Source organism: Bacillus sp. AR4-2, from assembly GCF_008274865.1.
In the GTDB taxonomy this organism is placed as follows: Bacteria; Bacillota; Bacilli; order Bacillales; family Bacillaceae_G; genus Bacillus_A; species Bacillus_A cereus.
In genome coordinates, this window is record NZ_CP031062.1 from 4,463,885 (window position 1) to 4,482,887 (window position 19,003).

Below are 19,003 nucleotides of genomic sequence, written 5' to 3' on the forward strand. Positions count from 1 at the left end.
GAACAACCTCCTATTTTTATGCTTCTATACTCGTTTTCCGTTCTATTTTTTCTACGATATGCCCTTCCTCATTCCACTTCACAGCGCGATAATATGCATCATGGTAAAACGTAAACCATGCCTCTTTTTCAGCACCATACTTCATCCACTTTTGCTTATTTTCAATCGAGGTCATCGGATAATCATCGTATGCCATTACCCATAATACATTTTGATGCGCATGCGTCGGTAAGAGATCCGCTAAGTGTAGCATCGTTTCCCCTTGACTCTCCAAAGCGATAACTGCATGTCCATCACTATGACCACCCGTACGCGCCATCTTGATTTCATCTGTAATTTCTATTTCTTGCTGGAACGTAACAACTTGATCTACAATTGGCTCCCAATTTTCCTTCCAATATGTATTACGTGATCTAATGTTTGGATTCCTCATTTCATTCCATTCTGTTTCACTTACGTAAACTTTCGCATTTGGAAATGACGGTACAAGGTGATCATCTTCCCATTTTGTTAGACCAGATGCATGATCAAAATGAAGATGTGTCATCAAGACGTAGTCGATATCTTCAGGCTTTAATCCTAATTTTTCTAATGATTCATAAACCGATGATTCTTCTGTTACACCTTGATTTCGTTTCATCTTCTCATTCAACTTACCGTTTCCTATCCCGGAATCAATGAGCATATTTCCATCTTTTGTTTGCAAAAGTAACGGATCTGTTCGTAAATAAATATGATTTGTATCATTATGTTTATATTTACGTGACCAAAGTACTTTCGGCACGACTCCAAACATTGCTCCTCCATCTAAATGTGTATTCCCGCCTTTTAACCACGTTACTTTTATATCTCCAATTTGTAACTGTTCCATTACACATCCCCCTTTTCAATTAATCTTAACATAAAATTCTGATTATTTTAGATGTAAAAAAACCTACGCATTACTGCATAGGCTCTGTACGATATTTTGCTTCAACTCGGTAAATACGATGACCTTTACTAGAGAATTTCTCTTCGTATTCAGTCATGATGTTACCTTCAAAGTCGCTGTTATGAAGATCTAAGCTTAAGTACGTTAGTAACATACCGTACTCAGCCATACTCATAAGAGAATATTCAAATAAACCTTGGTTATCTGTTTTGAAATGAATTTCTCCGCCTTCTACTAACACTTCTTCGTAATTACGTAAAAATGTTTTATACGTTAAACGACGCTTCGTATGACGTTTCTTTGGCCATGGATCTGAGAAGTTTAAATAAACGCGATCAATTTCACCTTTCGCAAAGAAAACTGTTAAATCTTCAGCATCTTTATTAATTAACTTTAAGTTTGGTAATTCTTCTTCAATTAATTTATCAAGTGCATCTACAACAACACTTGTGAATTTTTCAATTCCAATATAATTAATATGTGGATTCGCTTTCGCCATATCATACATGAAGCGGCCACGACCTGTACCTACTTCAATGTGAATTGGTTGTTCGTTTCCAAATACTTCTTTCCAGCTACCAGCGCGCTCCTCTGGGTTTCCGATTACGATATGTGAATATTCATTAATTCGATCCATTGCATACGGTTTATGTCTTAAACGCATAGATGTTTCCCTCTCTTTACATAGCTATTTTAAAGGAATAATTCCTTCTTTCTTTTTTAATCAATCTACCAAACAAAAAACCAAGTACGTACGAGCACTCGGTCCGTTTCTTTCAAGTATAAGATGTACCATTTTGATAAAAACTACATACAGCATTAAACATTCCATGACGAAACAGCTTTTTCTCTTACATTTGAAGAGAAAAACAATCGAAAGGATGATCCGTTCATGCCAATTAATCAACAACATCAATTAGAAGTGCTGAAAGATATTTTAGTCAACCACCAAAGTGATTGCTGCGGGACAGTTTCAGAATGCGAGCAATTAGAGCGCCTCATTCAATCGTTACTCGCAAACGATAATATAAGTAGTGACGCTAAAACAATGCTAAACGATGTATATTCTTATAGTCAATCGGGTAAATCTTCCTCTAATTTGGACAACCATATTTCCAATAATCAAGAACAACTTACTCAGTGGATTGCTGGAATGGACAATTTTTCTTAAGTATCATTCTGAAGCAAGTAGTTGCTGTAAATATTGATGCCAATATTCAGCTTCTGCTTGCTGTTTTTTTGTTGTATGCCATTGAATAGACAAAATCGTTTGTGCTATCACATACCATCTCATACGCCTAAGCAGCGATTCATCCATTTCAATATCATAGTAACCGAGCCACTCACTCCATTCCTGGCGCGGAATGTACCAATATAATAACATACCGAGGTCTAGAGCTGGGTCAGCAATTACAGCTCCATCCCAATCAATTAAAAACAATTCATCTTCATCCGACAATAGCCAGTTGTTATGGTTTACATCACAATGGCATACAACGAATTCATTGTATTCAATAGCTTTTAATGAATCCATTAAATATTGAAGGCCTTGCTGAATTGTTTCATCATCCCTTATATCTCCTCTTAAAACGAGTTGCAGTTGTTGTAATAACTCTTGTGCGTGAAGCGGCTGCTTCCCAAGTCTTTGAATCATCTGTACAAGCGCTTTAGAGGAGTGTATTTTCTTCAAAAGTTTCGCAACACGTTCTAGTTTCATATCCTCTGGCTCTAGCTTCTGTCCCGGAAGCCATTTTTGAGCAGAAATTACATCACCATTCGTTACCCTTCTTGTCCAAAGTAATTTTGGAACAATTCCTTCTGCTGACAATACCGCTAAAAAGGGCGATGTATTCCGCTTTAAAAATAACTTCTGTTGTCCGTTTTGCGCAATATATGCATCGCCCGTTACTCCACCAGCCGGTACAAGACTCCACTCTTTTCCTAATAATTGTTCCAACCATTCCATATTCATTACCCGTTAACAAATCCTTATCTTTTATAGTTATGAAAAGAAAAACCGCAACATTTCTACACATGTTGTGGATTCATATATTTTACTGTAAATGAAAAGAAAAATTAGCCTAAGCCAAAAATCCTCTATTTTATTTTACAAAACCTGTCATAGAATGACAACTTATCAAAATCGTCACCTTTGTCAATTCTACATTTATTACATTCTCATCGTCAAGTAGCGATTTGTCACATTATCGTCAATATATACGTGCTAATTGGAGCGAGCTTAAGTTCCTTTCCTCTAAATGAAGAAATTGGCTCTATTTTCGCTTCGTTTTCGTTTACTAACACATGCCACGTTGCTTCTTTCGGAAGTTGCACAGTTTTAGCTTCTAAACCGCTATTAAATAAGACGATAATCTCTTTCCACGGCCCAAACGTTTCTACATGCTCTAGGTGATATGCAAGTACTTCTGTAGATGTTTGTAAAAAAGTCATATGTTTTTTTATAAGGTCTGCGCTTTGTAATCGGAATGCCCCATGCTCTTTACGAATCGCAATTAAACCTTTTATATAGTTAACGGTCTCTATCTCTTTCTCTTTTTGATCCCAATCTAATTGATTGATCTCATCATTTGCATTATAACTATTTTCATTTCCTTTCTTCGTACGATAAAACTCTTGCCCTGCGTGTAAGAAAGGAATGCCTTGTGAAAGAATAACCATTGCGCTCGCTAACAGGTGACGTTTTTTCAAAATCGTTTCTGATTCTTCATTACTGCGCACTAGTTTATCCCACATCGTCATATTATCATGACATTCTACATAGTTAATGCTTTGCGCTGGCTCTAGAAACAGCCCTGTTTCTTTCATACTTAAAAGACTTCCTGCTGCAATATACTGCAAATGATTACAGTCTACATGCCCACCAAATGCAAAACCACGCTTATTTATATGAAATGTACTCCCTTTTATCCCATCACGAAATTGATCATTAAACTGCGCGATATGTGGCATTTTCTTCGCATTATTTAACGTTGCTTTTTCCTCACGAGGAAGCGGTGTTTGTAAATCCCATCCTTCTCCTAATAACAAAGCATCTCTTTTTATGTTTCGCACTTCTTTTTCTATCATATTCATTGTATCAACATCTAAAATTCCCATTAAGTCGAATCGGAATCCATCGACATTGTATTCAGTAAGCCAATATAAAATAGACTCTACAATGAATTTCCTCATCATTTTCCGTTCAGACGCTATATCATTTCCGACTCCCGTCCCATTAGAAGGCATACCATCTTCACCATGACGAAAATAATATCCTGGAACAAGCTTTTCAAATGATGATAGCTCTCTTTCATAAACATGATTATATACAACATCTATAATCACCCTAATACCTTGTTTATGAAATGTTTCAATTAGTTGTTTGCACTCAACTATCCTGTTATACGGATCAGAGGGGTTTGTAGCATAATATCCTGTTGGTGCATTGTAATATAATGGATTATATCCCCAATTATAGGCGGACGAAGGATTCGCCTCATCTACACCACCGAAACAATATAAAGGTAATAGTTCAACATGTGTAACACCTAAATCTTTTATATGAGACAACCCTGTTAATGTCCCATTCCGTCCTGTTGTTCCCTCTTCCATCAATCCTTTATATGTTCCCTTTTGAATTACTCCACTATTTGGATGTATAGTCGCATCACGAATATGCAGTTCATACAATATGGCATCTGTCATTGATTGTAATGTTGGTAATCCCTCTCGTCTTGTTACATTCGTTTTTTCTAAATTGATAACAACACCATGTTTTCCATTTACCGTCACCGACTTTGCATAAGGATCCACAGCTTCGTTCCATATTAAATTAATACAAACAAGAAATGTATAGCGTGCTCCGTCTAAATCACCTTGTAATGTTTGAATCCAAACTCCGTTTTCTCCCCTGTACATTTCATGATCGGCATATTCTTTATCGCTCTTATAAATTCTTACTTTCGCAAGCCTTGCAGTTGGGGCCCATACTTTAAATGTCGTTTCTTCTTTTTGATAAACAGCACCTAAATCTGTACCTTCGTAATAATACTTTTCATCGAAAATTTTTGTTCGAATAACAGCACCTATTTGTAAATCAGTTTCTTCATTCCGTTCATCTCGTACTGTATAATACTTCCCCACATCTAGCGGCTCTTCTATAAAGCACTCATACTTCGTTGCATCTGGAAGCGCAATCGTATGAGCAATCGGTAAATCTTTCACATTACTTCCTTCTTGCAAACGAAATGTCCGACTTGTTCCATACGCATGTGGGAGCAAAATTGTAATTTTATTCATTTCATCTAAATAGGCATCAAATGGACGTTTTACTTTCAACATAAAAAAATCACCATCATTCTCAAAGTTAAAATAAAGTGAAACTTTAATGAGCGAGAAAATTTCTCCATCCTCACTTATTATTAGCCTTCACCAATTAGGCGAGATAAAATGAGCTGCAAATGATAAGGCTTTTCTTATCAACAAGACTCTATACAGTAACTCCATTCTTCTCTATAGTATATTCACCTGCATAAAAAACGTTTTCAACATTCTATTTTTGTAATTTTATTTCAGCAATCGATTTATACTTCGGGGTTTCTTTCACGTGGGATTCGTATAAAGTAATTGTATCTGCTTGAAATGATATTTCAGGCACTTCTTTTATACTTTCTAAACGAAACTTTTCTTCTCCTATCCATTTACGAGCAACGGTAATATGCGGGTGATATGGGCGTGTTTCTAGAGAAAATCCATTTTCTTCACAAATGGCATGTATTTGCTTTTGCAACTGAAACAAATCGTGATTCTCACTTACCTTCGCCCCAAAAATACGAGGCTGATCTTCCCTACCAAACGTTGAAAAACCTTGTAATGTGAACGATAGTTCTTTTGTTTCTGCAATTGTTTGTAATCCATTCTTTATTCCCTCTAGCTGTTCCTCCGTTGCACTCCCTAAAAATGAAAGGGTAATATGATAGTCTTCTTTATGTACCCATGAACGAAATTGTAATTCCTCTTGCATGTCCTCTTTATAGTTAGACAGCATTTCTTTTATATGATTCGGTAACGTAATTGCGACAAAATAATGCAGTTCCATGTACATCTTCTCCTTCTTTCTATTGTTGCTTTTCTTTCTTATCTCATTCAGGTAAAAAGAAGCCGCTCTCCAAAATAGAGAGCGGACATTATTTATATATCCATTACTTCGCTAATTCATGAATTGCTTGCGCGTAAATTGCTGTTGCTTTTAATAAGTCTTCAATTTCGATATACTCATCTTTTTGATGCGCAAGTTCTTCTTTTCCAGGGAATAGCGGGCCAAATGCCACACCAGCTTTTAATGAACGAGCATAAGTACCGCCGCCGATTGCTAATAGTTCTGCTTTTTCACCTGTTTGTTCTTCATACACACGTTGTAACGTACGGATTAATACGTGATCTTTATCGACGTGATGCGGGCGAGAATTAGAATAGTCAGCCACTTCAAAACCATGCGTACCAACATATGCTTTCAACTTCACAATTGTTTCTTCAAAGTTAGTTGTAACTGGGTAACGTACGTTTAGCCCTAAGTTACCACCGTTTTCTTTCGTATAAGAAATGCGACCGACATTCACTGTTAACGGACCGCTAATTTCATCTTTATAAGCAATAGTAGCTTTTTCACCAAAAATATCACCAGTAAATGTTTCTGTTGCAAATGTCGCAAATGCAGTTGCTTTTCCATCAAGTGAAACTGTAGTTAAGAAGTTTGCTAATAATAAACCTGCATTTTCTCCTTTTTTAGGAGTAGATCCATGCGCTGAAATTCCTTCTATTTGCAACGTCACTGTATTTCCTTCTATAGTCGATTTCCCTATTTTTTTAGCAGTTTGTAAATACTCTTCATATGCTACTGTAAGTGCATTTACATCTTCTCCTGTAATAACCGCTTCTGCAAAATCAGGAACCATATTTAAACGGCGCCCTGAATCAAATGAAACAAGTTCATATGTACCTTTTTTCTCTTCACTACCATTTTGCACAACTTGTATATCAGAAATTCCTTTTTCTGCATTAATAATTGGAAAATCCGCGTCTGGCGCAAAACCGATTGTTGGCATTTCTTCGTTTTTAAAGTAGTGATCTACACATTTCCAATTGCTTTCCTCATCTGTTCCTATAATCATACGAACACGTTTGGAAAGAGGTAAGCCTAATTCTTTCACAATTTTCATCGCATAATATGCTGCCATCGTTGGGCCTTTATCGTCAATTGCACCACGTGCAAAAATCTTTCCGTCGCGAATATCTGCACTATATGCAGGAGTCGTCCAGCCATCTCCTTCTGGTACAACGTCAACGTGACAGAGAATACCTACTAATTCTTCTCCTTGCCCCATTTCAAGATGACCTGCATATCCTTCTAAATTTTTAGAAGTAAAACCTTCAGTTTCTCCTTTATGTAACATGAAAGATAAAGCTTTTTCTACACCTTCACCGAATGGTGCGCCCTCTTTCGCAGATTCTTCTTCCCATACACTTTTAATTTGTAAAAATTGTTGTGTATCACGAATTAAATCATCTTTTCGTTTCGCAACTTCTTCTGTCCAATTAATTGCTGACATCACGCATCCATCCTTCACTATATTGTTTCTTTCATCATAACAAACCGAAATCTCTTATGCCATACACGAAAACTAAATACCGAACAATTGTAATATTTCAGATATTTCTTATTAGTTTTTCTTTTGTTTTTTCAAAAAAATTTGCAGGAATTTGGCGTTTTACGTAGAATTTTATGTGTTAGTTGACTGACCATATATACAATGTCAACTACCAATATTTTTCTATATGAATATTTGTTAAATTTCTGTAAAATTTAAGTAGATTAAAGCATGAATTTTATCATGTAGAGTACAATGGTAGTAACGACCTTCTTTCCTGAATGGGGTCAAAAAAACTAGTAGAGGAGTGGTTTTCTCTTGAAACCTACAACTACTCGTATGCTAACACGCATTAAATCAATTTATATGTACATCAATGAAAACGGAACGGTAACGACGAAAGACCTTGTAGATGAGTTCGGGATCACACCGCGAACGATACAACGTGATCTAAATGTGTTGCAGTTTAATGAACTCGTGTATAGCCCTTGCCGCGGTAAGTGGACAACAACAGGAAAGAAAGTGAGAATGACCTCATAACGAAAAATAATTGTATGGTAAATAAATACATACCCCTTTCTAATAATTAGAAAGGGGTCTTTTCTGCGCCTATAAAGGTACTACTTTTCAGTATCTACTTGATATGTTTTTAACATTTCTACTTCTTCATCTGTTAGCTCTCGGTATTGTCCAAGTTCTAGTTCTTCATCTAATACTAACGGACCCATCTCTGTTCTCTTTAGGTAGACTACTTTTTTTCCTACCGCTTCAAACATACGCTTCACTTGATGGAATTTCCCTTCCGTAATCACAAGCTCAATTTCAGAAATATCATCGCTTTTCAATATTGTAAGTGCACCTGGCTTTGTTTCATAGCCATCGTCTAAAATAACACCTTTAGCAAATTCTTTTACATCCTCTTCTGTTACTACTCCTGCAACGTGTGCATAATATTTTTTCGGCACATGCTTTTTCGGAGATAATAATTGATGTGATAACTTCCCATCATTTGTTATCAATAGGAAGCCTTCCGTATCGATATCAAGTCGTCCAACTGGGAACGGATCAAAGATTGCATCTTCTAATTCTAATAAATCTATTACTGTTTCATGATTATCATCTTCCGTCGCTGAAATAACACCTTGTGGTTTATGCATCATTAAGTAAACAAATTCTTTGTATTCCACAACTTCACCGTGAATCATAACTTCTTGCTCTTCTACATTTACATGAACTTTCGCATCTTTTACTGGCGTTCCATCAATTTTCACAACGCCATCTTTCAATAATTTCTTTACTTCTTTTCTACTTCCATATCCCATATTTGCTAATAATTTATCTAATCTCACGTTTTTCACCTTCTTTATTTATCATAGAAAAGGGGACGTAATTACGCCCCTCTTGATTTCAACTTTATTTTAAATCTACTACCAAGTTTACGTTGAATTTTATCTAATGCTTCTCCACCAAATACTCTTTCAAGTACTCCTGTGCGAATTGCTAACAATCCGTAAACAAGACCGCCAATACCTGCACAAATCGCAACTGTTATAAGAGCACCAATACGGCCATCAGGCGAAATCATGAAGGATAGAATCCATTGTGATAGTTTTACAGCAACGACCATTATAAGTGTCAGTACTGCAATTTGGAATGTTCTTTTATATACAACACCGAATGAATAGTGTGCGTATTTTTTAATTTGTTGATTTGTGTACCAAACAGAAGCTAAGAAACCAACTGCTGTCGCTAGAATTGCTCCTACTGTACCGAAATAACGAATAAAGATTACGTTACATACAAATTTCAAAATAACGCCCATTATAAGCGCAATAATCGCATGCTTCTGCTGGTTAATACCTTGCAGGATTGCCGCTGTTACTGTAAATAAAGCGAATAACAACGCAACTGGTGCATACCACATTAATACTTGTCCACCTAGTGGATCTGAATCGTAAAACGCAGTATAAATTGGATATGCAAGTGAAGAAATACCGACAACTGCTGGCAATGTTAAAAACATATTTGCCTGGAATGTTTGTGTAATTTGTAATTTCAAATAGCGGTATTGTTTTTCAGTAAATGATTTTGTAATTGCTGGTACAAGCGTTAAACTAAACGCTGTTGCAAGTGATACAGGAATCATAATTAACTTATGCGTCCACATTGTGAAAATACCGAGAGCTCGCTCTGCGATATCACCTTGACCAATCGCCTGCATAATTGAGTTAAATGTCAATGTATCAATTTGTTGATATAAAGGAATTGTTAACCCAATTACAACGTAAGGAATCGCATATGCAAATAACTCTTTAAACAATTGAACGGTGCTTACTGTTGATTCTGGTACAGTTTGTTCAATTAAATATTGATCCAAATATTTTTTACGTTTTAGCCAGTACCAAATTAACACACCGAGTGCTCCAACCGCTGAAACGAACGCAGCAAATGTCGCTACTCCAACTGCTGTTGCAACTGTACCGCCAAGTACTTTAATAACGATAAAACTACCTGCTAATAAAAAGACGATACGAATAATTTGTTCAATAATTTGTGAAACGGTAGTTGGTCCCATAGACTGGTGACCTTGGAAATAACCACGAATTAAACTCGCTGCTGGTACAACAATAAGCGCGAAACTTACAAGACGAATGATCGTCGTAACTTCTCCTACATTATTGTGTATACTTTGTTTACCAAGCATCGCTTCTGCAAACAATGGCGCCGTCATGTACAGTACTAGGAACGAAAGAACTCCTGTTACTATCATCATAACCATTCCCGAGCGGAACATTCTCCGGCTCGTTTTATAATCGCCAAGCGCATTATATTTGGAAACAAATTTTGAAACAGCAAGTGGCACACCTGCCGTTGCGATACTTAAAAAGATCGTATATGGAATGTATCCATATGTATAGAGCGTTCCGCCTTCTGTTCCTACTAATGCATGAAACGGAAAGACGTAAATCATGCCTAAGAACTTTACTAAAAATGTCCCTAGCGTAACAATAAGCGTTCCGCGCAGAAATTTCGAATCGGACATACAAAAATCCTCCTACATCTACATAAAGTGAAACTATAATTAGTTGGAGACTTCTCTCCTACTCCTTATTAGTTGAACCATTCGAGCATTTACAGGCTAACAGACTCCCTATTTACTTCTCCTAAATCTTGAGGTTTTAGTCTTATCGCCTACAAATGGCAGGATAGTGCTGAACTCTAACTTTTGTATTGTACCACAATTCTCTCATTAAGCAGTACTTCACTCTATTTTTCTTTTAAGGGAAAACATGCTATTCTTTTAGGCAGGAAATGTAGAAAATGAGGTCGATATATTATGCATTATGATGTTATTGTCATCGGCGGCGGTCCTTCTGGGCTAATGGCTGCAATTGGTGCTGCAGAAGAAGGCGCAAATGTCTTACTTCTTGATAAAGGAAATAAACTTGGGCGTAAACTTGCAATTTCTGGTGGCGGACGCTGTAACGTAACGAACCGTCTACCACTTGATGAAATTGTTAAACATATACCAGGAAACGGTCGCTTCTTATACAGCGCTTTTTCTATTTTTAATAATGAAGATATTATTACATTCTTCGAAAATCTCGGTGTTAAATTGAAAGAAGAAGACCACGGTCGCATGTTCCCTGTGTCAAACAAAGCACAATCTGTTGTAGACGCACTTTTAACACGATTAAAAGACTTAGGTGTAAAAATTCGTACAAATACGCCTGTTGAAACGATTGAATATGAAAATGGTCAAACAAAAGCAGTTATACTGCAAACAGGCGAAGTGTTAGAAACAAATCACGTCGTTATCGCTGTTGGCGGAAAATCAGTTCCTCAAACTGGATCTACTGGAGACGGATATGCTTGGGCTGAAAAAGCGGGTCATACAATCACAGAATTATTCCCAACAGAAGTACCTATCCTTTCAAACGAGCCGTTTATACGTGACCGCTCATTACAAGGTCTTGCTTTACGTGATATAAACTTAAGTGTATTAAACCCGAAAGGAAAAGCTATCATTTCTCACAAAATGGACATGCTCTTCACTCATTTCGGCCTATCTGGACCTGCTGCTCTTCGCTGTAGCCAATTCGTCGTGAAAGCACTGAAAAAGTTTAAAACGAATACAATACAAATGAGTATTGATGCATTGCCAGAGGAAAATAGTGAGCAACTGTTTCAGCGCATGCTGAAACAAATGAAAGAAGATCCAAAAAAAGGAATTAAAAACGTTTTAAAAGGTTATGTTCCTGAACGTTACTTCCTATTCTTATTAGAAAAAAATGAAATTGACGGCAGCGAACAAGCTGGACAAGTTTCTCACGAAAAGATTCGTGCACTTGTGAAAGACTTTAAAGAGTTTACTGTGAATGTAAATGGTACGCAGTCAATTGAAAAAGCATTCGTTACTGGCGGCGGTGTATCCGTGAAAGAAATTAATCCGAAAGAAATGTCTTCTAAATTTACGAACGGCTTATATTTCTGCGGAGAAGTTCTTGATATTCATGGTTATACCGGTGGCTATAATATTACATCAGCCCTTGTTACTGGTAGAATTGCCGGAACGACAGCTGGAGAAAACGCGAAAATGCAGTATTAAAAAAAAGAAACAGGGATTCCTGTTTCTTTTTTTATAGGTACATGAAATTATATGAGCGATTCTGCAACTTATATCGGCGATTTCCCAAATATATCGACTTACCGACAAGAAACGACAAATATAGGCTCCACTTAACTTCCCATTGCTTTTTTGTTGCTTTATATACCTTAGTACCTTTATATTTTATATTGTTGAATATTTAAAAAAGGGTAAGGGGAAAAACAAATGAGAAAAAAAGTCATGATGTCTTTAATGTTAATGACGTTTCTTTCTGCGGTAGAAGGAACGATTGTTAGTACAGCAATCCCTCGTATAACGAGTGATTTGTCAGGCGTCGAACTTGTTAGTTGGGTATATGCAATTTATATGCTTGCAACAGCTGTTTCGACTCCAATATACGGAAAGCTCGCTGATTTATTTGGCCGTAAAAAAGTTTTACTGATCGGAGCTACAATCTTTTTAGTCGGTTCTGCACTTTGCGGAGTCGTTACATCGATGGAACAATTAATCTTCTTCCGCGCGCTTCAAGGTATCGGTGCTGGTGCTGTTATGCCAATCACAATGACGATTATTGGAGACTTATATAGCGAAGCGAAAGACCGCGCGAAAGCACAAGGTTGGATGAGTGCCGTTTGGGGTGTATCCGGTGTTATCGGACCGTTAGTAGGTGGATTTTTAGTTGATTCCCTTTCTTGGCGCTATATTTTCTTCCTAAACGTTCCATTCGGAATTATTGCTTGCTTAATGATTGCAATTTACTACAAAGAATCTATTAAACCTGCTAAGCATCATATCGATTATCTTGGTGCAACAGTCTTCTCATTAAGTACAATCGCTCTACTATATGCATTATTAACAGGTAGCAGTAAGCAAAACTGGGGAGACATGACAATTATCGGCCTATTAATCTTTGCCGCTATTTCATTTATTATTTTCTTATTCATCGAGAAGAAATCTCCGGAACCATTAATTCCGCTAGCACTTTTCTCTAACCGTACATTATCTACGATAAATATATTAACTCTTATTGCTGGCGCAATGATTATTAGTATTACAATGTACCTTCCAATTTGGAGCCAAGGTGTATTAGGGAAAAACGCTACAGAAGCTGGACTTATTTTAATGCCAATTCCTGTTATGTGGACATTTGGCGCTATTTTCTCTGGTAACTTAGTAGGCAAATTAAAAACGAAACAAATCATTTTACTTGGAGCTAGCATTTTATCAGTCGCTACGTTCTTATTATTTACACTATCAACAAATTCACCATCGTTCCTTATTTATGTAGCAGTCGGATTATTCGGCTTAGGCATGGGGCTTGTGACACCGATTTACATGGTAACAATTCAAGCAGCCGTACCAGCTCATACACGCGGAACAGCTGTTGGTTTAAACACATTTATTAATACATTTAGTCAAACGTTAGGTGCTGCAATATTCGGTACAATCTTCAATACGATGATTCACGCACGTGGTATTAAAAATCTTGATCTTGTATCTGGTGGACATGGCGGTACTACAGCAAACGTAGTAACCGAATCGCAATCTGCATTAGCATCAAGCGTACACGTCATTTATATGAGCACTTTCGTATTAGCAGTATTTACATTAATTATCGCTTGGCTTTTATTAAAGCCAGCTACACAAACAAGTGAGCAACAATAAAAAAGGATGACCATTTTGGTCATCCTTTTTTATTCTTCATTCTCCACAATATGTTTCAGCATGGATAATTTATTATCCCAAAAACGTTCATAATACGAGAGCCATTGTTGTAATTCTTCTAATGGTTCTGGATGCAAACGATATATCTTCTCTCTTCCGCTTTTTCTTCCACTTACTAAATTCGCTTCTGAAAGAATATGAAGGTGCTTTACAACCGCAGTACGACTCATCGGAAAATGATCCGTTATTTTGGAAATCGGTAACTCTTTGTCACTTAATAACCGTATTACTTCTCGGCGGGTTGGATCAGCAATTGCTTGAAATACATCATATTTCGCTGCTGACGAGGACACTTAGCCTTCGACAACCTTTTTCAGTTTTTCATTTACAATCGCTACCCAACCACCGCTCATTCTATCGCGAATAATAGAGCTCTTCGCATTTGCTTTCGGAAGAATTTCATCAGGATGTTTCCAGCCGCCGTGAATTAACGTAAATTCTGTTTTGTTATCTCCTAAGTCTTTCAAATCAAATGAAACAACCCAGCCATCTGTATCCCATGAGAAAGATAAATGGTTTGGTTCATCAATTTCTAATACTTTACATGGTGATGGCCCAAATGGTGATTGCACATGAAATTCATGTCCTACCTCTAATACAAAATCATTTGGCATAAACCATGACGCAATCCCTTCTGCAGTTGATACTACACTCCATACCTTTTGAATAGACGCGTTAAAAACGATTGTTTGTTTAATATCATTTAATGTATTTTGTTGTTCCATTTTCATTCTCCTTTACTCGGCGTTATAACATAACACCTTTTGGTTATACTTTGATAATATAACACCTTTTAGTTTCATGTCAACGCTAATCCTTTTACTGTTGAGAAATTCTCAACATTTTTTCAACAGGACAAACACCCTCTTAGCATTTCCTCATAATATACTCACAAAGGCAATACAAAATAAAAACTTCTCTCAACATGAAACTCCATCATTCATATTGAAAGAAGCGCCTTACTTATATCATGCGTACTTCGTCTCTCCTCCTTCCCTCAAGGGACAATACGCGAGATATGACAAAGTCAGAAGGAATATGCCCACCATTTGAGTAGGTAGTTATTTCTCTTCTCCTCAACATTTCCTCAGGAGCGAAATGACTACCGACTCACCTTTTTCAAACAAAAATAAAAAGGGGATGAAAGCGATGTTCTATTGCATTAACTGCTCTGATATTCATCATGAAAAACATCCAAATGATAAAGTATTCAAAAACGGTTTTTATATTGATCCATTTTTAGGTGATCGTTATCACCTTGGTATGTGTAAAGATGCCCAAAACCATGAAACAGGGGAGCCTCTTTTAACGACAAAGAAATTAGGCACAACCCAATCTATTATGAACGTATTACCGACACATGTTGTCCCAACATAAAACATAAAAAAGAGCTGGGTGAGCCAGCTCTTTTTTATGCTTTATAAACAATCATTGCTGAAAAACAATAAATTTGGTTTTCATCGTCGTTAATAGAAACACCAACTTGATACTTAATATCTACAAAGTTGCTATCATCAATCTTTTTCAAAAACACATTCACAGCGTCTTCTAAGTCTTTTTCGTGACTTTCATCAAAAACTTTCACACGAATCATGTTAACACCATCCTAGATCGCAGCCCTCCGCCGCTTGATTATTGCCACGGTGCGTATCTATGATGCGATAAAACTTTCCATTCTCATATATATATCCGTCTTCTAACACATATTTTTTATCTTCAGTATAGACATAAAACTTACCTATCATAAATTTACTCGTATATAATTCCAAATAATTTGGTCTAAATTTAGCTACAACTTTATTTGTAATATCAATTTTTATTGTGCGCCCCACCTTCTCTCCCTCCTTTGCAAAGAACGGATTTAGGTATATTGTATTAGCGCTTTTACATTTTATGCTTAAAAATAAGTGGATATGCCTTCTTTCTTCACCTGTACTATTTTTCTAAAAAAATCACTATAAATAAAACCCGAAAAAATACAAAAAAAGCACTTTATCTTATTGACTCGAATATAAATATTATGTTATTATATAAAATTTGACATTTTTACATACGTATGTTATCATTAAAAGTGGTTACCACATATGGAGGTGGATGATTTGTTTCAAATTGGTGATAAAATCGTTTATCCAATGCACGGTGCAGGAATCATCGAAGCAATTGAAGAGAAAGAAATATTAGGTACTTCACGTCAATATTGTGTGATACGCATCATTAGTAAAGATATGCAAGTAATGCTTCCGATGGATCAATTAAAAAAATCAGGTATTCGTTATATCGTTGATCGAGGTACGTTAGATGATATACTTCTTGAATTTCAAAACGGGGAGTCAGACACATCACTCTCATGGAAACAAAGATATACAATGAATATGGAAAAAATGAAAAACGGCAATTTACAAGATAGCGCAGAAGTTGTTCGGGATTTACTTCGCCGCAATAAAGAGAGAACTTTAAATGCGAGTGAAAAACAAATGCTAGATAACGCCCGAAAAATGATGATCAGTGAAGTTGCACTCGTACAAAATGTTTCTGAACATCAAGCAACAGAATTTCTTCAAGATACAATTAATCACTAAATTTAAAATAGCTGGCCGCTATTTTTTTTTGTAAAAAAAGGACGAAGAGTTTTATCTCTTCGTCCTTTTATATTACCCACGCCCAGCTTGAAACGATGGATATAACGTCATTCCACCATCTGCAAATAGCGTAATTCCGGTTACGTAACTCGCCTCTGATGAGGCAAGCCAAGTTGCTACTGCTGCGATTTCTTCAGGTTTTCCAATGTAGCCCATAGGTATCATACTTTCTACGTCAGCACGTTTTTTAGGATCAGCAAACTTTTCTGCATTGATTGGCGTATTAATTGCACCTGGTCCTATATTATTTACTCGAATACCTTTTGGCGCATACTCTAGCGCTAACGTTTCTGTCATCAGTTTAATGCCACCCTTACTTGCTGCATAGTGCACAAATAGTGGCCACGGAATTTTCTCATGAACACTAGACATATTAATGACTGACCCTTTAATATCATGTTCTACAAAATATTTAATCGCTTCACGACTTCCTAAAAAAGCACCTGTTAAATTTGTATTAATTACCCTATTCCAATCTTCAAGCGGCATTTCATGCGACGGTACCGCGTTTTCTATCCCTGCATTATTAATCATAACGTCAAGCGTACCAAACTCTTTCACAGCAGATTGAATGAGATTCACAACATCCGATTCGACGGTTACATCACCTTTTACAGCAATCGCTTCGCCGCCTACCTTTTTAATTTCTTCTAACACATCATTCGCTTCTGATTCTCGTGAGCGATAATTAATAACCACTTTCGCTTTTTCCTTAGCAAACCTCACTCCCATCGCTCTTCCAAGACCAGTTGCTGATCCTGTAATAACGACAACTTTCCCTGCTAAATCACTATACATTTCCATACCTCCTTTAACTTTTGGCTATACCTAACATAATTCCGGCTGCGATAATAAAAACAATACCGACAACGATACCCGTTAATTGACGTTTCGTTTTCTTTTCACCTAATATAAGGATCCCACCAAGCGTGGAAATAATAATTCCCATTTGCGATAGCGAGAAACTTGTTGCTACTCCAACACGCGGCTGCGAAATGAATAAAAACATATTTCCAGCTGCCCAAATTAATCCTGGAATAATATTTCGAATTGCATATTTATTAAATGGATGATGTTTAAAGGTAAGCAAAATCCCACCTAACACCATACCAACTGCTTGTGGCAACAAAGCTGACCAACCATCTACGTTAAATAGTCTAATCACTACTACGTAAACTAAATAGCCGACTGTTGAAATTAATAAAATTACGATACCTCTTTTAAAGTTTGCTGCTTGCTCTGCATTCTTTTCTTCTTCACTTTGAAGCGATGTTAAAATAACACCGATAATAATACAAACGAGCGCTAAAATCCCAAGGACGACCGATATTGTCGTGGACCATTCATGAAATACGATAACGCCAAATAAAGTCGTCGCGACTAATTGAAGTCCTGTTGAAATTGGCATCGTCCTCGAAACACCCATTAAATCAATACTTTTCAATTGATTTGCCTGACCAAGCGCCCAAAATAAACCTGACACAACTCCAACTCCGATAACGGTAGGTGTTAATACTGGCTTCATAAAAATATAAACAACAATTGAGAAAATAAGTGCTCCAAACGTTGTTCCGAGCGTTTGACTATACGGTCCCCCGCCCAGTTTTACATTAAATAGCACAATACTTCCCCAAAATATAGCTGGTAAAATCGCTAAAAATATATCCATCACTCATTACCTTTCTTTACTAAATGCATAGGTTATCACTCTAAGTCATTAGAGTGAGCTTTTATTTTTTCTTTTTCCCGTTCACAAACTTTTTCTGCAATAGCGTCAGAAACATTCTTTTCTCGCTCCACTTTCTTTATCTTTACGTGATCTAAATGGTCTTCCAAAGTAAGCGTAACTTTATCGTTCGGGGGATTATGCGCTCCTTGAAATGTAAGAAATTGTAGCTTCACTTCATACCTAGGAACAAATTCATCTTTCTTGCCGAGACGCTTTATATTTATGACTGAAGCACATTCATATTGATCTTCTGTCACTTGTCTAATAACTGAATAGTACCTATTTGATAATGCACTCTCTAAAAGCTGTTCTCTTGATTCTTTCGCGAAAGAATCACTTGGAGAAGAGAAAAAAGACGCACATAGCATTGTCATAACTACACATATTTTTTTCATAATTCCCTCCTTGTTCTATAGATTAGTGTTCTCAAAACTGCCATAAAAAAACGACTTTCCCTATATAGGAAAGTCGTTTTAATGAATCCAATATTAACCACCGCTCACTGGTGGGATTAGTGCAACAACATCACCAGATTGGACCTTGTCATCTTCATTTGCATATTCTTCATTAATCGCAACCATAATTGGCTCTGAAACTGGTACATTATATTCGTTCGCAACAACATCTTTTAACTGTGCAACCGTAATATTTTCTTTCTCTATTTGTAATTCACTTGTCCCTGCTTCTTCTTGCAAGTGCGCAAATAACAATACTCGAATCATA

Annotated in this window: 22 protein-coding genes; 6 read left to right on the plus strand and 16 right to left on the minus strand. The window is 36.6% G+C overall.

Annotated elements, in window-relative coordinates; genetic code table 11:
• Positions 1-16 precede the first annotated feature (16 nt).
• Positions 17-871 carry a YtnP family quorum-quenching lactonase gene (locus tag DN399_RS23055; RefSeq protein ID WP_000436855.1) on the minus strand — a complete coding sequence of 285 codons (855 nt, stop codon included), beginning with the start codon at positions 869-871 and terminating at the stop codon, positions 17-19.
• 70 nt (positions 872-941) lie between these two features.
• Complete coding sequence (gene trmB / locus DN399_RS23060) at positions 942-1,595, minus strand: tRNA (guanosine(46)-N7)-methyltransferase TrmB (protein ID WP_001239385.1); 654 nt, start codon at positions 1,593-1,595, stop codon at positions 942-944.
• 228 nt (positions 1,596-1,823) lie between these two features.
• Between trmB and DN399_RS23065 the strand changes: the two genes are divergently transcribed.
• Entirely contained in the window at positions 1,824-2,102 is a 279-nt protein-coding gene (locus tag DN399_RS23065) for a YtzH-like family protein (RefSeq protein WP_001122235.1), read from the plus strand.
• A gap of 3 nt (positions 2,103-2,105) precedes the next feature.
• Here the strand turns inward: DN399_RS23065 and DN399_RS23070 are convergent, their stop codons facing one another.
• The 4 genes from DN399_RS23070 to pepV all read right to left on the minus strand — a co-directional run bounded on the left by DN399_RS23070 (position 2,106) and on the right by pepV (position 7,539).
• The gene (locus DN399_RS23070; protein WP_001986674.1) at positions 2,106-2,903 is read right to left on the minus strand and encodes a phosphotransferase family protein; all 798 of its coding nucleotides are present in this window, start codon (positions 2,901-2,903) and stop codon (positions 2,106-2,108) included.
• 227 nt (positions 2,904-3,130) lie between these two features.
• Positions 3,131-5,272, minus strand: a complete 2,142-nt coding sequence (gene pulA / locus DN399_RS23075; protein WP_000921740.1) for a type I pullulanase — start codon at positions 5,270-5,272, stop codon at positions 3,131-3,133.
• Between the two features lie 211 nt (positions 5,273-5,483).
• Positions 5,484-6,029 (minus strand): RNA 2',3'-cyclic phosphodiesterase, encoded by a 546-nt coding sequence (gene thpR, locus DN399_RS23080; protein ID WP_149149944.1) that lies wholly within the window; start codon positions 6,027-6,029, stop codon positions 5,484-5,486.
• A gap of 103 nt (positions 6,030-6,132) precedes the next feature.
• On the minus strand, positions 6,133-7,539 hold the full coding sequence (gene pepV / locus DN399_RS23085) for a dipeptidase PepV (protein WP_149149945.1): 1,407 nt from the start codon (positions 7,537-7,539) through the stop codon (positions 6,133-6,135).
• A gap of 357 nt (positions 7,540-7,896) precedes the next feature.
• Here pepV and DN399_RS23090 point away from each other — a divergent pair, with 357 nt between their 5' ends.
• On the plus strand, positions 7,897-8,118 hold the full coding sequence (locus tag DN399_RS23090; protein WP_000805512.1) for a DeoR family transcriptional regulator: 222 nt from the start codon (positions 7,897-7,899) through the stop codon (positions 8,116-8,118).
• A gap of 80 nt (positions 8,119-8,198) precedes the next feature.
• Here DN399_RS23090 and DN399_RS23095 read toward each other — a convergent pair whose 3' ends face one another.
• Both DN399_RS23095 and DN399_RS23100 read right to left on the minus strand, forming a co-directional pair.
• Positions 8,199-8,927: a pseudouridine synthase gene (locus DN399_RS23095; protein ID WP_001234947.1), complete on the minus strand. Its 729-nt coding sequence runs from the start codon at positions 8,925-8,927 to the stop codon at positions 8,199-8,201.
• Positions 8,928-8,968: 41 nt separating this feature from the next.
• Entirely contained in the window at positions 8,969-10,621 is a 1,653-nt protein-coding gene (locus DN399_RS23100; RefSeq protein WP_001284028.1) for a putative polysaccharide biosynthesis protein, read from the minus strand.
• 294 nt (positions 10,622-10,915) lie between these two features.
• Between DN399_RS23100 and DN399_RS23105 the strand changes: the two genes are divergently transcribed.
• Both DN399_RS23105 and DN399_RS23110 read left to right on the plus strand, forming a co-directional pair.
• A complete protein-coding gene (locus tag DN399_RS23105; protein ID WP_000558859.1) occupies positions 10,916-12,187 on the plus strand; it encodes a BaiN/RdsA family NAD(P)/FAD-dependent oxidoreductase in 1,272 nt (423 codons plus the stop codon).
• 225 nt (positions 12,188-12,412) lie between these two features.
• Complete coding sequence (locus DN399_RS23110) at positions 12,413-13,852, plus strand: MDR family MFS transporter (RefSeq protein WP_001228021.1); 1,440 nt, start codon at positions 12,413-12,415, stop codon at positions 13,850-13,852.
• 29 nt (positions 13,853-13,881) lie between these two features.
• Here DN399_RS23110 and DN399_RS23115 read toward each other — a convergent pair whose 3' ends face one another.
• Positions 13,882-14,205: an ArsR/SmtB family transcription factor gene (locus DN399_RS23115; RefSeq protein ID WP_000098837.1), complete on the minus strand. Its 324-nt coding sequence runs from the start codon at positions 14,203-14,205 to the stop codon at positions 13,882-13,884.
• Positions 14,206-14,637: an SRPBCC family protein gene (locus tag DN399_RS23120; protein WP_000437765.1), complete on the minus strand. Its 432-nt coding sequence runs from the start codon at positions 14,635-14,637 to the stop codon at positions 14,206-14,208.
• Between the two features lie 424 nt (positions 14,638-15,061).
• On the opposite strand from DN399_RS23120, the gene DN399_RS23130 reads away from it, so the two are divergent.
• Positions 15,062-15,289: a DUF3973 domain-containing protein gene (locus DN399_RS23130; protein WP_000498989.1), complete on the plus strand. Its 228-nt coding sequence runs from the start codon at positions 15,062-15,064 to the stop codon at positions 15,287-15,289.
• Between the two features lie 34 nt (positions 15,290-15,323).
• Here the strand turns inward: DN399_RS23130 and DN399_RS23135 are convergent, their stop codons facing one another.
• Both DN399_RS23135 and DN399_RS23140 read right to left on the minus strand, forming a co-directional pair.
• Positions 15,324-15,506 (minus strand): sporulation protein Cse60, encoded by a 183-nt coding sequence (locus DN399_RS23135; protein ID WP_000621751.1) that lies wholly within the window; start codon positions 15,504-15,506, stop codon positions 15,324-15,326.
• A 1-nt stretch (position 15,507) separates the two neighbouring features.
• Positions 15,508-15,744, minus strand: a complete 237-nt coding sequence (locus tag DN399_RS23140; RefSeq protein WP_000533804.1) for a DUF2553 family protein — start codon at positions 15,742-15,744, stop codon at positions 15,508-15,510.
• Between the two features lie 252 nt (positions 15,745-15,996).
• On the opposite strand from DN399_RS23140, the gene DN399_RS23145 reads away from it, so the two are divergent.
• Complete coding sequence (locus tag DN399_RS23145) at positions 15,997-16,491, plus strand: CarD family transcriptional regulator (RefSeq protein ID WP_000451445.1); 495 nt, start codon at positions 15,997-15,999, stop codon at positions 16,489-16,491.
• A gap of 72 nt (positions 16,492-16,563) precedes the next feature.
• On the opposite strand, the gene DN399_RS23150 is transcribed toward DN399_RS23145, so the two are convergent.
• The 4 genes from DN399_RS23150 to moaD all read right to left on the minus strand — a co-directional run bounded on the left by DN399_RS23150 (position 16,564) and on the right by moaD (position 19,002).
• Complete coding sequence (locus tag DN399_RS23150) at positions 16,564-17,349, minus strand: glucose 1-dehydrogenase (RefSeq protein WP_000286673.1); 786 nt, start codon at positions 17,347-17,349, stop codon at positions 16,564-16,566.
• Positions 17,350-17,362: 13 nt separating this feature from the next.
• Positions 17,363-18,220 (minus strand): glucose uptake protein GlcU, encoded by an 858-nt coding sequence (gene glcU, locus DN399_RS23155; RefSeq protein ID WP_000350861.1) that lies wholly within the window; start codon positions 18,218-18,220, stop codon positions 17,363-17,365.
• Between the two features lie 35 nt (positions 18,221-18,255).
• Positions 18,256-18,675 (minus strand): DUF3888 domain-containing protein, encoded by a 420-nt coding sequence (locus DN399_RS23160; RefSeq protein ID WP_000717684.1) that lies wholly within the window; start codon positions 18,673-18,675, stop codon positions 18,256-18,258.
• Positions 18,676-18,768: 93 nt separating this feature from the next.
• Positions 18,769-19,002, minus strand: coding sequence for a molybdopterin converting factor subunit 1 (gene moaD / locus DN399_RS23165; protein ID WP_000621777.1), 234 nt, complete (start codon positions 19,000-19,002; stop codon positions 18,769-18,771).
• Position 19,003: the final 1 nt, after the last annotated feature.

Coding starts and splice junctions, on each gene's coding strand:
- DN399_RS23055 (WP_000436855.1), bottom strand. CDS start 871: ATGGAACAGTTACAAATTGGAGATATAAAAGTAACGTGGTTAAAAGGC.
- trmB (WP_001239385.1), bottom strand. CDS start 1,595: ATGCGTTTAAGACATAAACCGTATGCAATGGATCGAATTAATGAATAT.
- DN399_RS23065 (WP_001122235.1), top strand. CDS start 1,824: ATGCCAATTAATCAACAACATCAATTAGAAGTGCTGAAAGATATTTTA.
- DN399_RS23070 (WP_001986674.1), bottom strand. CDS start 2,903: ATGAATATGGAATGGTTGGAACAATTATTAGGAAAAGAGTGGAGTCTT.
- pulA (WP_000921740.1), bottom strand. CDS start 5,272: ATGTTGAAAGTAAAACGTCCATTTGATGCCTATTTAGATGAAATGAAT.
- thpR (WP_149149944.1), bottom strand. CDS start 6,029: ATGGAACTGCATTATTTTGTCGCAATTACGTTACCGAATCATATAAAA.
- pepV (WP_149149945.1), bottom strand. CDS start 7,539: ATGTCAGCAATTAATTGGACAGAAGAAGTTGCGAAACGAAAAGATGAT.
- DN399_RS23100 (WP_001284028.1), bottom strand. CDS start 10,621: ATGTCCGATTCGAAATTTCTGCGCGGAACGCTTATTGTTACGCTAGGG.
- DN399_RS23105 (WP_000558859.1), top strand. CDS start 10,916: ATGCATTATGATGTTATTGTCATCGGCGGCGGTCCTTCTGGGCTAATG.
- DN399_RS23110 (WP_001228021.1), top strand. CDS start 12,413: ATGAGAAAAAAAGTCATGATGTCTTTAATGTTAATGACGTTTCTTTCT.
- DN399_RS23120 (WP_000437765.1), bottom strand. CDS start 14,637: ATGGAACAACAAAATACATTAAATGATATTAAACAAACAATCGTTTTT.
- DN399_RS23130 (WP_000498989.1), top strand. CDS start 15,062: ATGTTCTATTGCATTAACTGCTCTGATATTCATCATGAAAAACATCCA.
- DN399_RS23135 (WP_000621751.1), bottom strand. CDS start 15,506: ATGATTCGTGTGAAAGTTTTTGATGAAAGTCACGAAAAAGACTTAGAA.
- DN399_RS23145 (WP_000451445.1), top strand. CDS start 15,997: ATGGAGGTGGATGATTTGTTTCAAATTGGTGATAAAATCGTTTATCCA.
- DN399_RS23150 (WP_000286673.1), bottom strand. CDS start 17,349: ATGTATAGTGATTTAGCAGGGAAAGTTGTCGTTATTACAGGATCAGCA.
- glcU (WP_000350861.1), bottom strand. CDS start 18,220: ATGGATATATTTTTAGCGATTTTACCAGCTATATTTTGGGGAAGTATT.
- DN399_RS23160 (WP_000717684.1), bottom strand. CDS start 18,675: ATGAAAAAAATATGTGTAGTTATGACAATGCTATGTGCGTCTTTTTTC.
- moaD (WP_000621777.1), bottom strand. CDS start 19,002: ATGATTCGAGTATTGTTATTTGCGCACTTGCAAGAAGAAGCAGGGACA.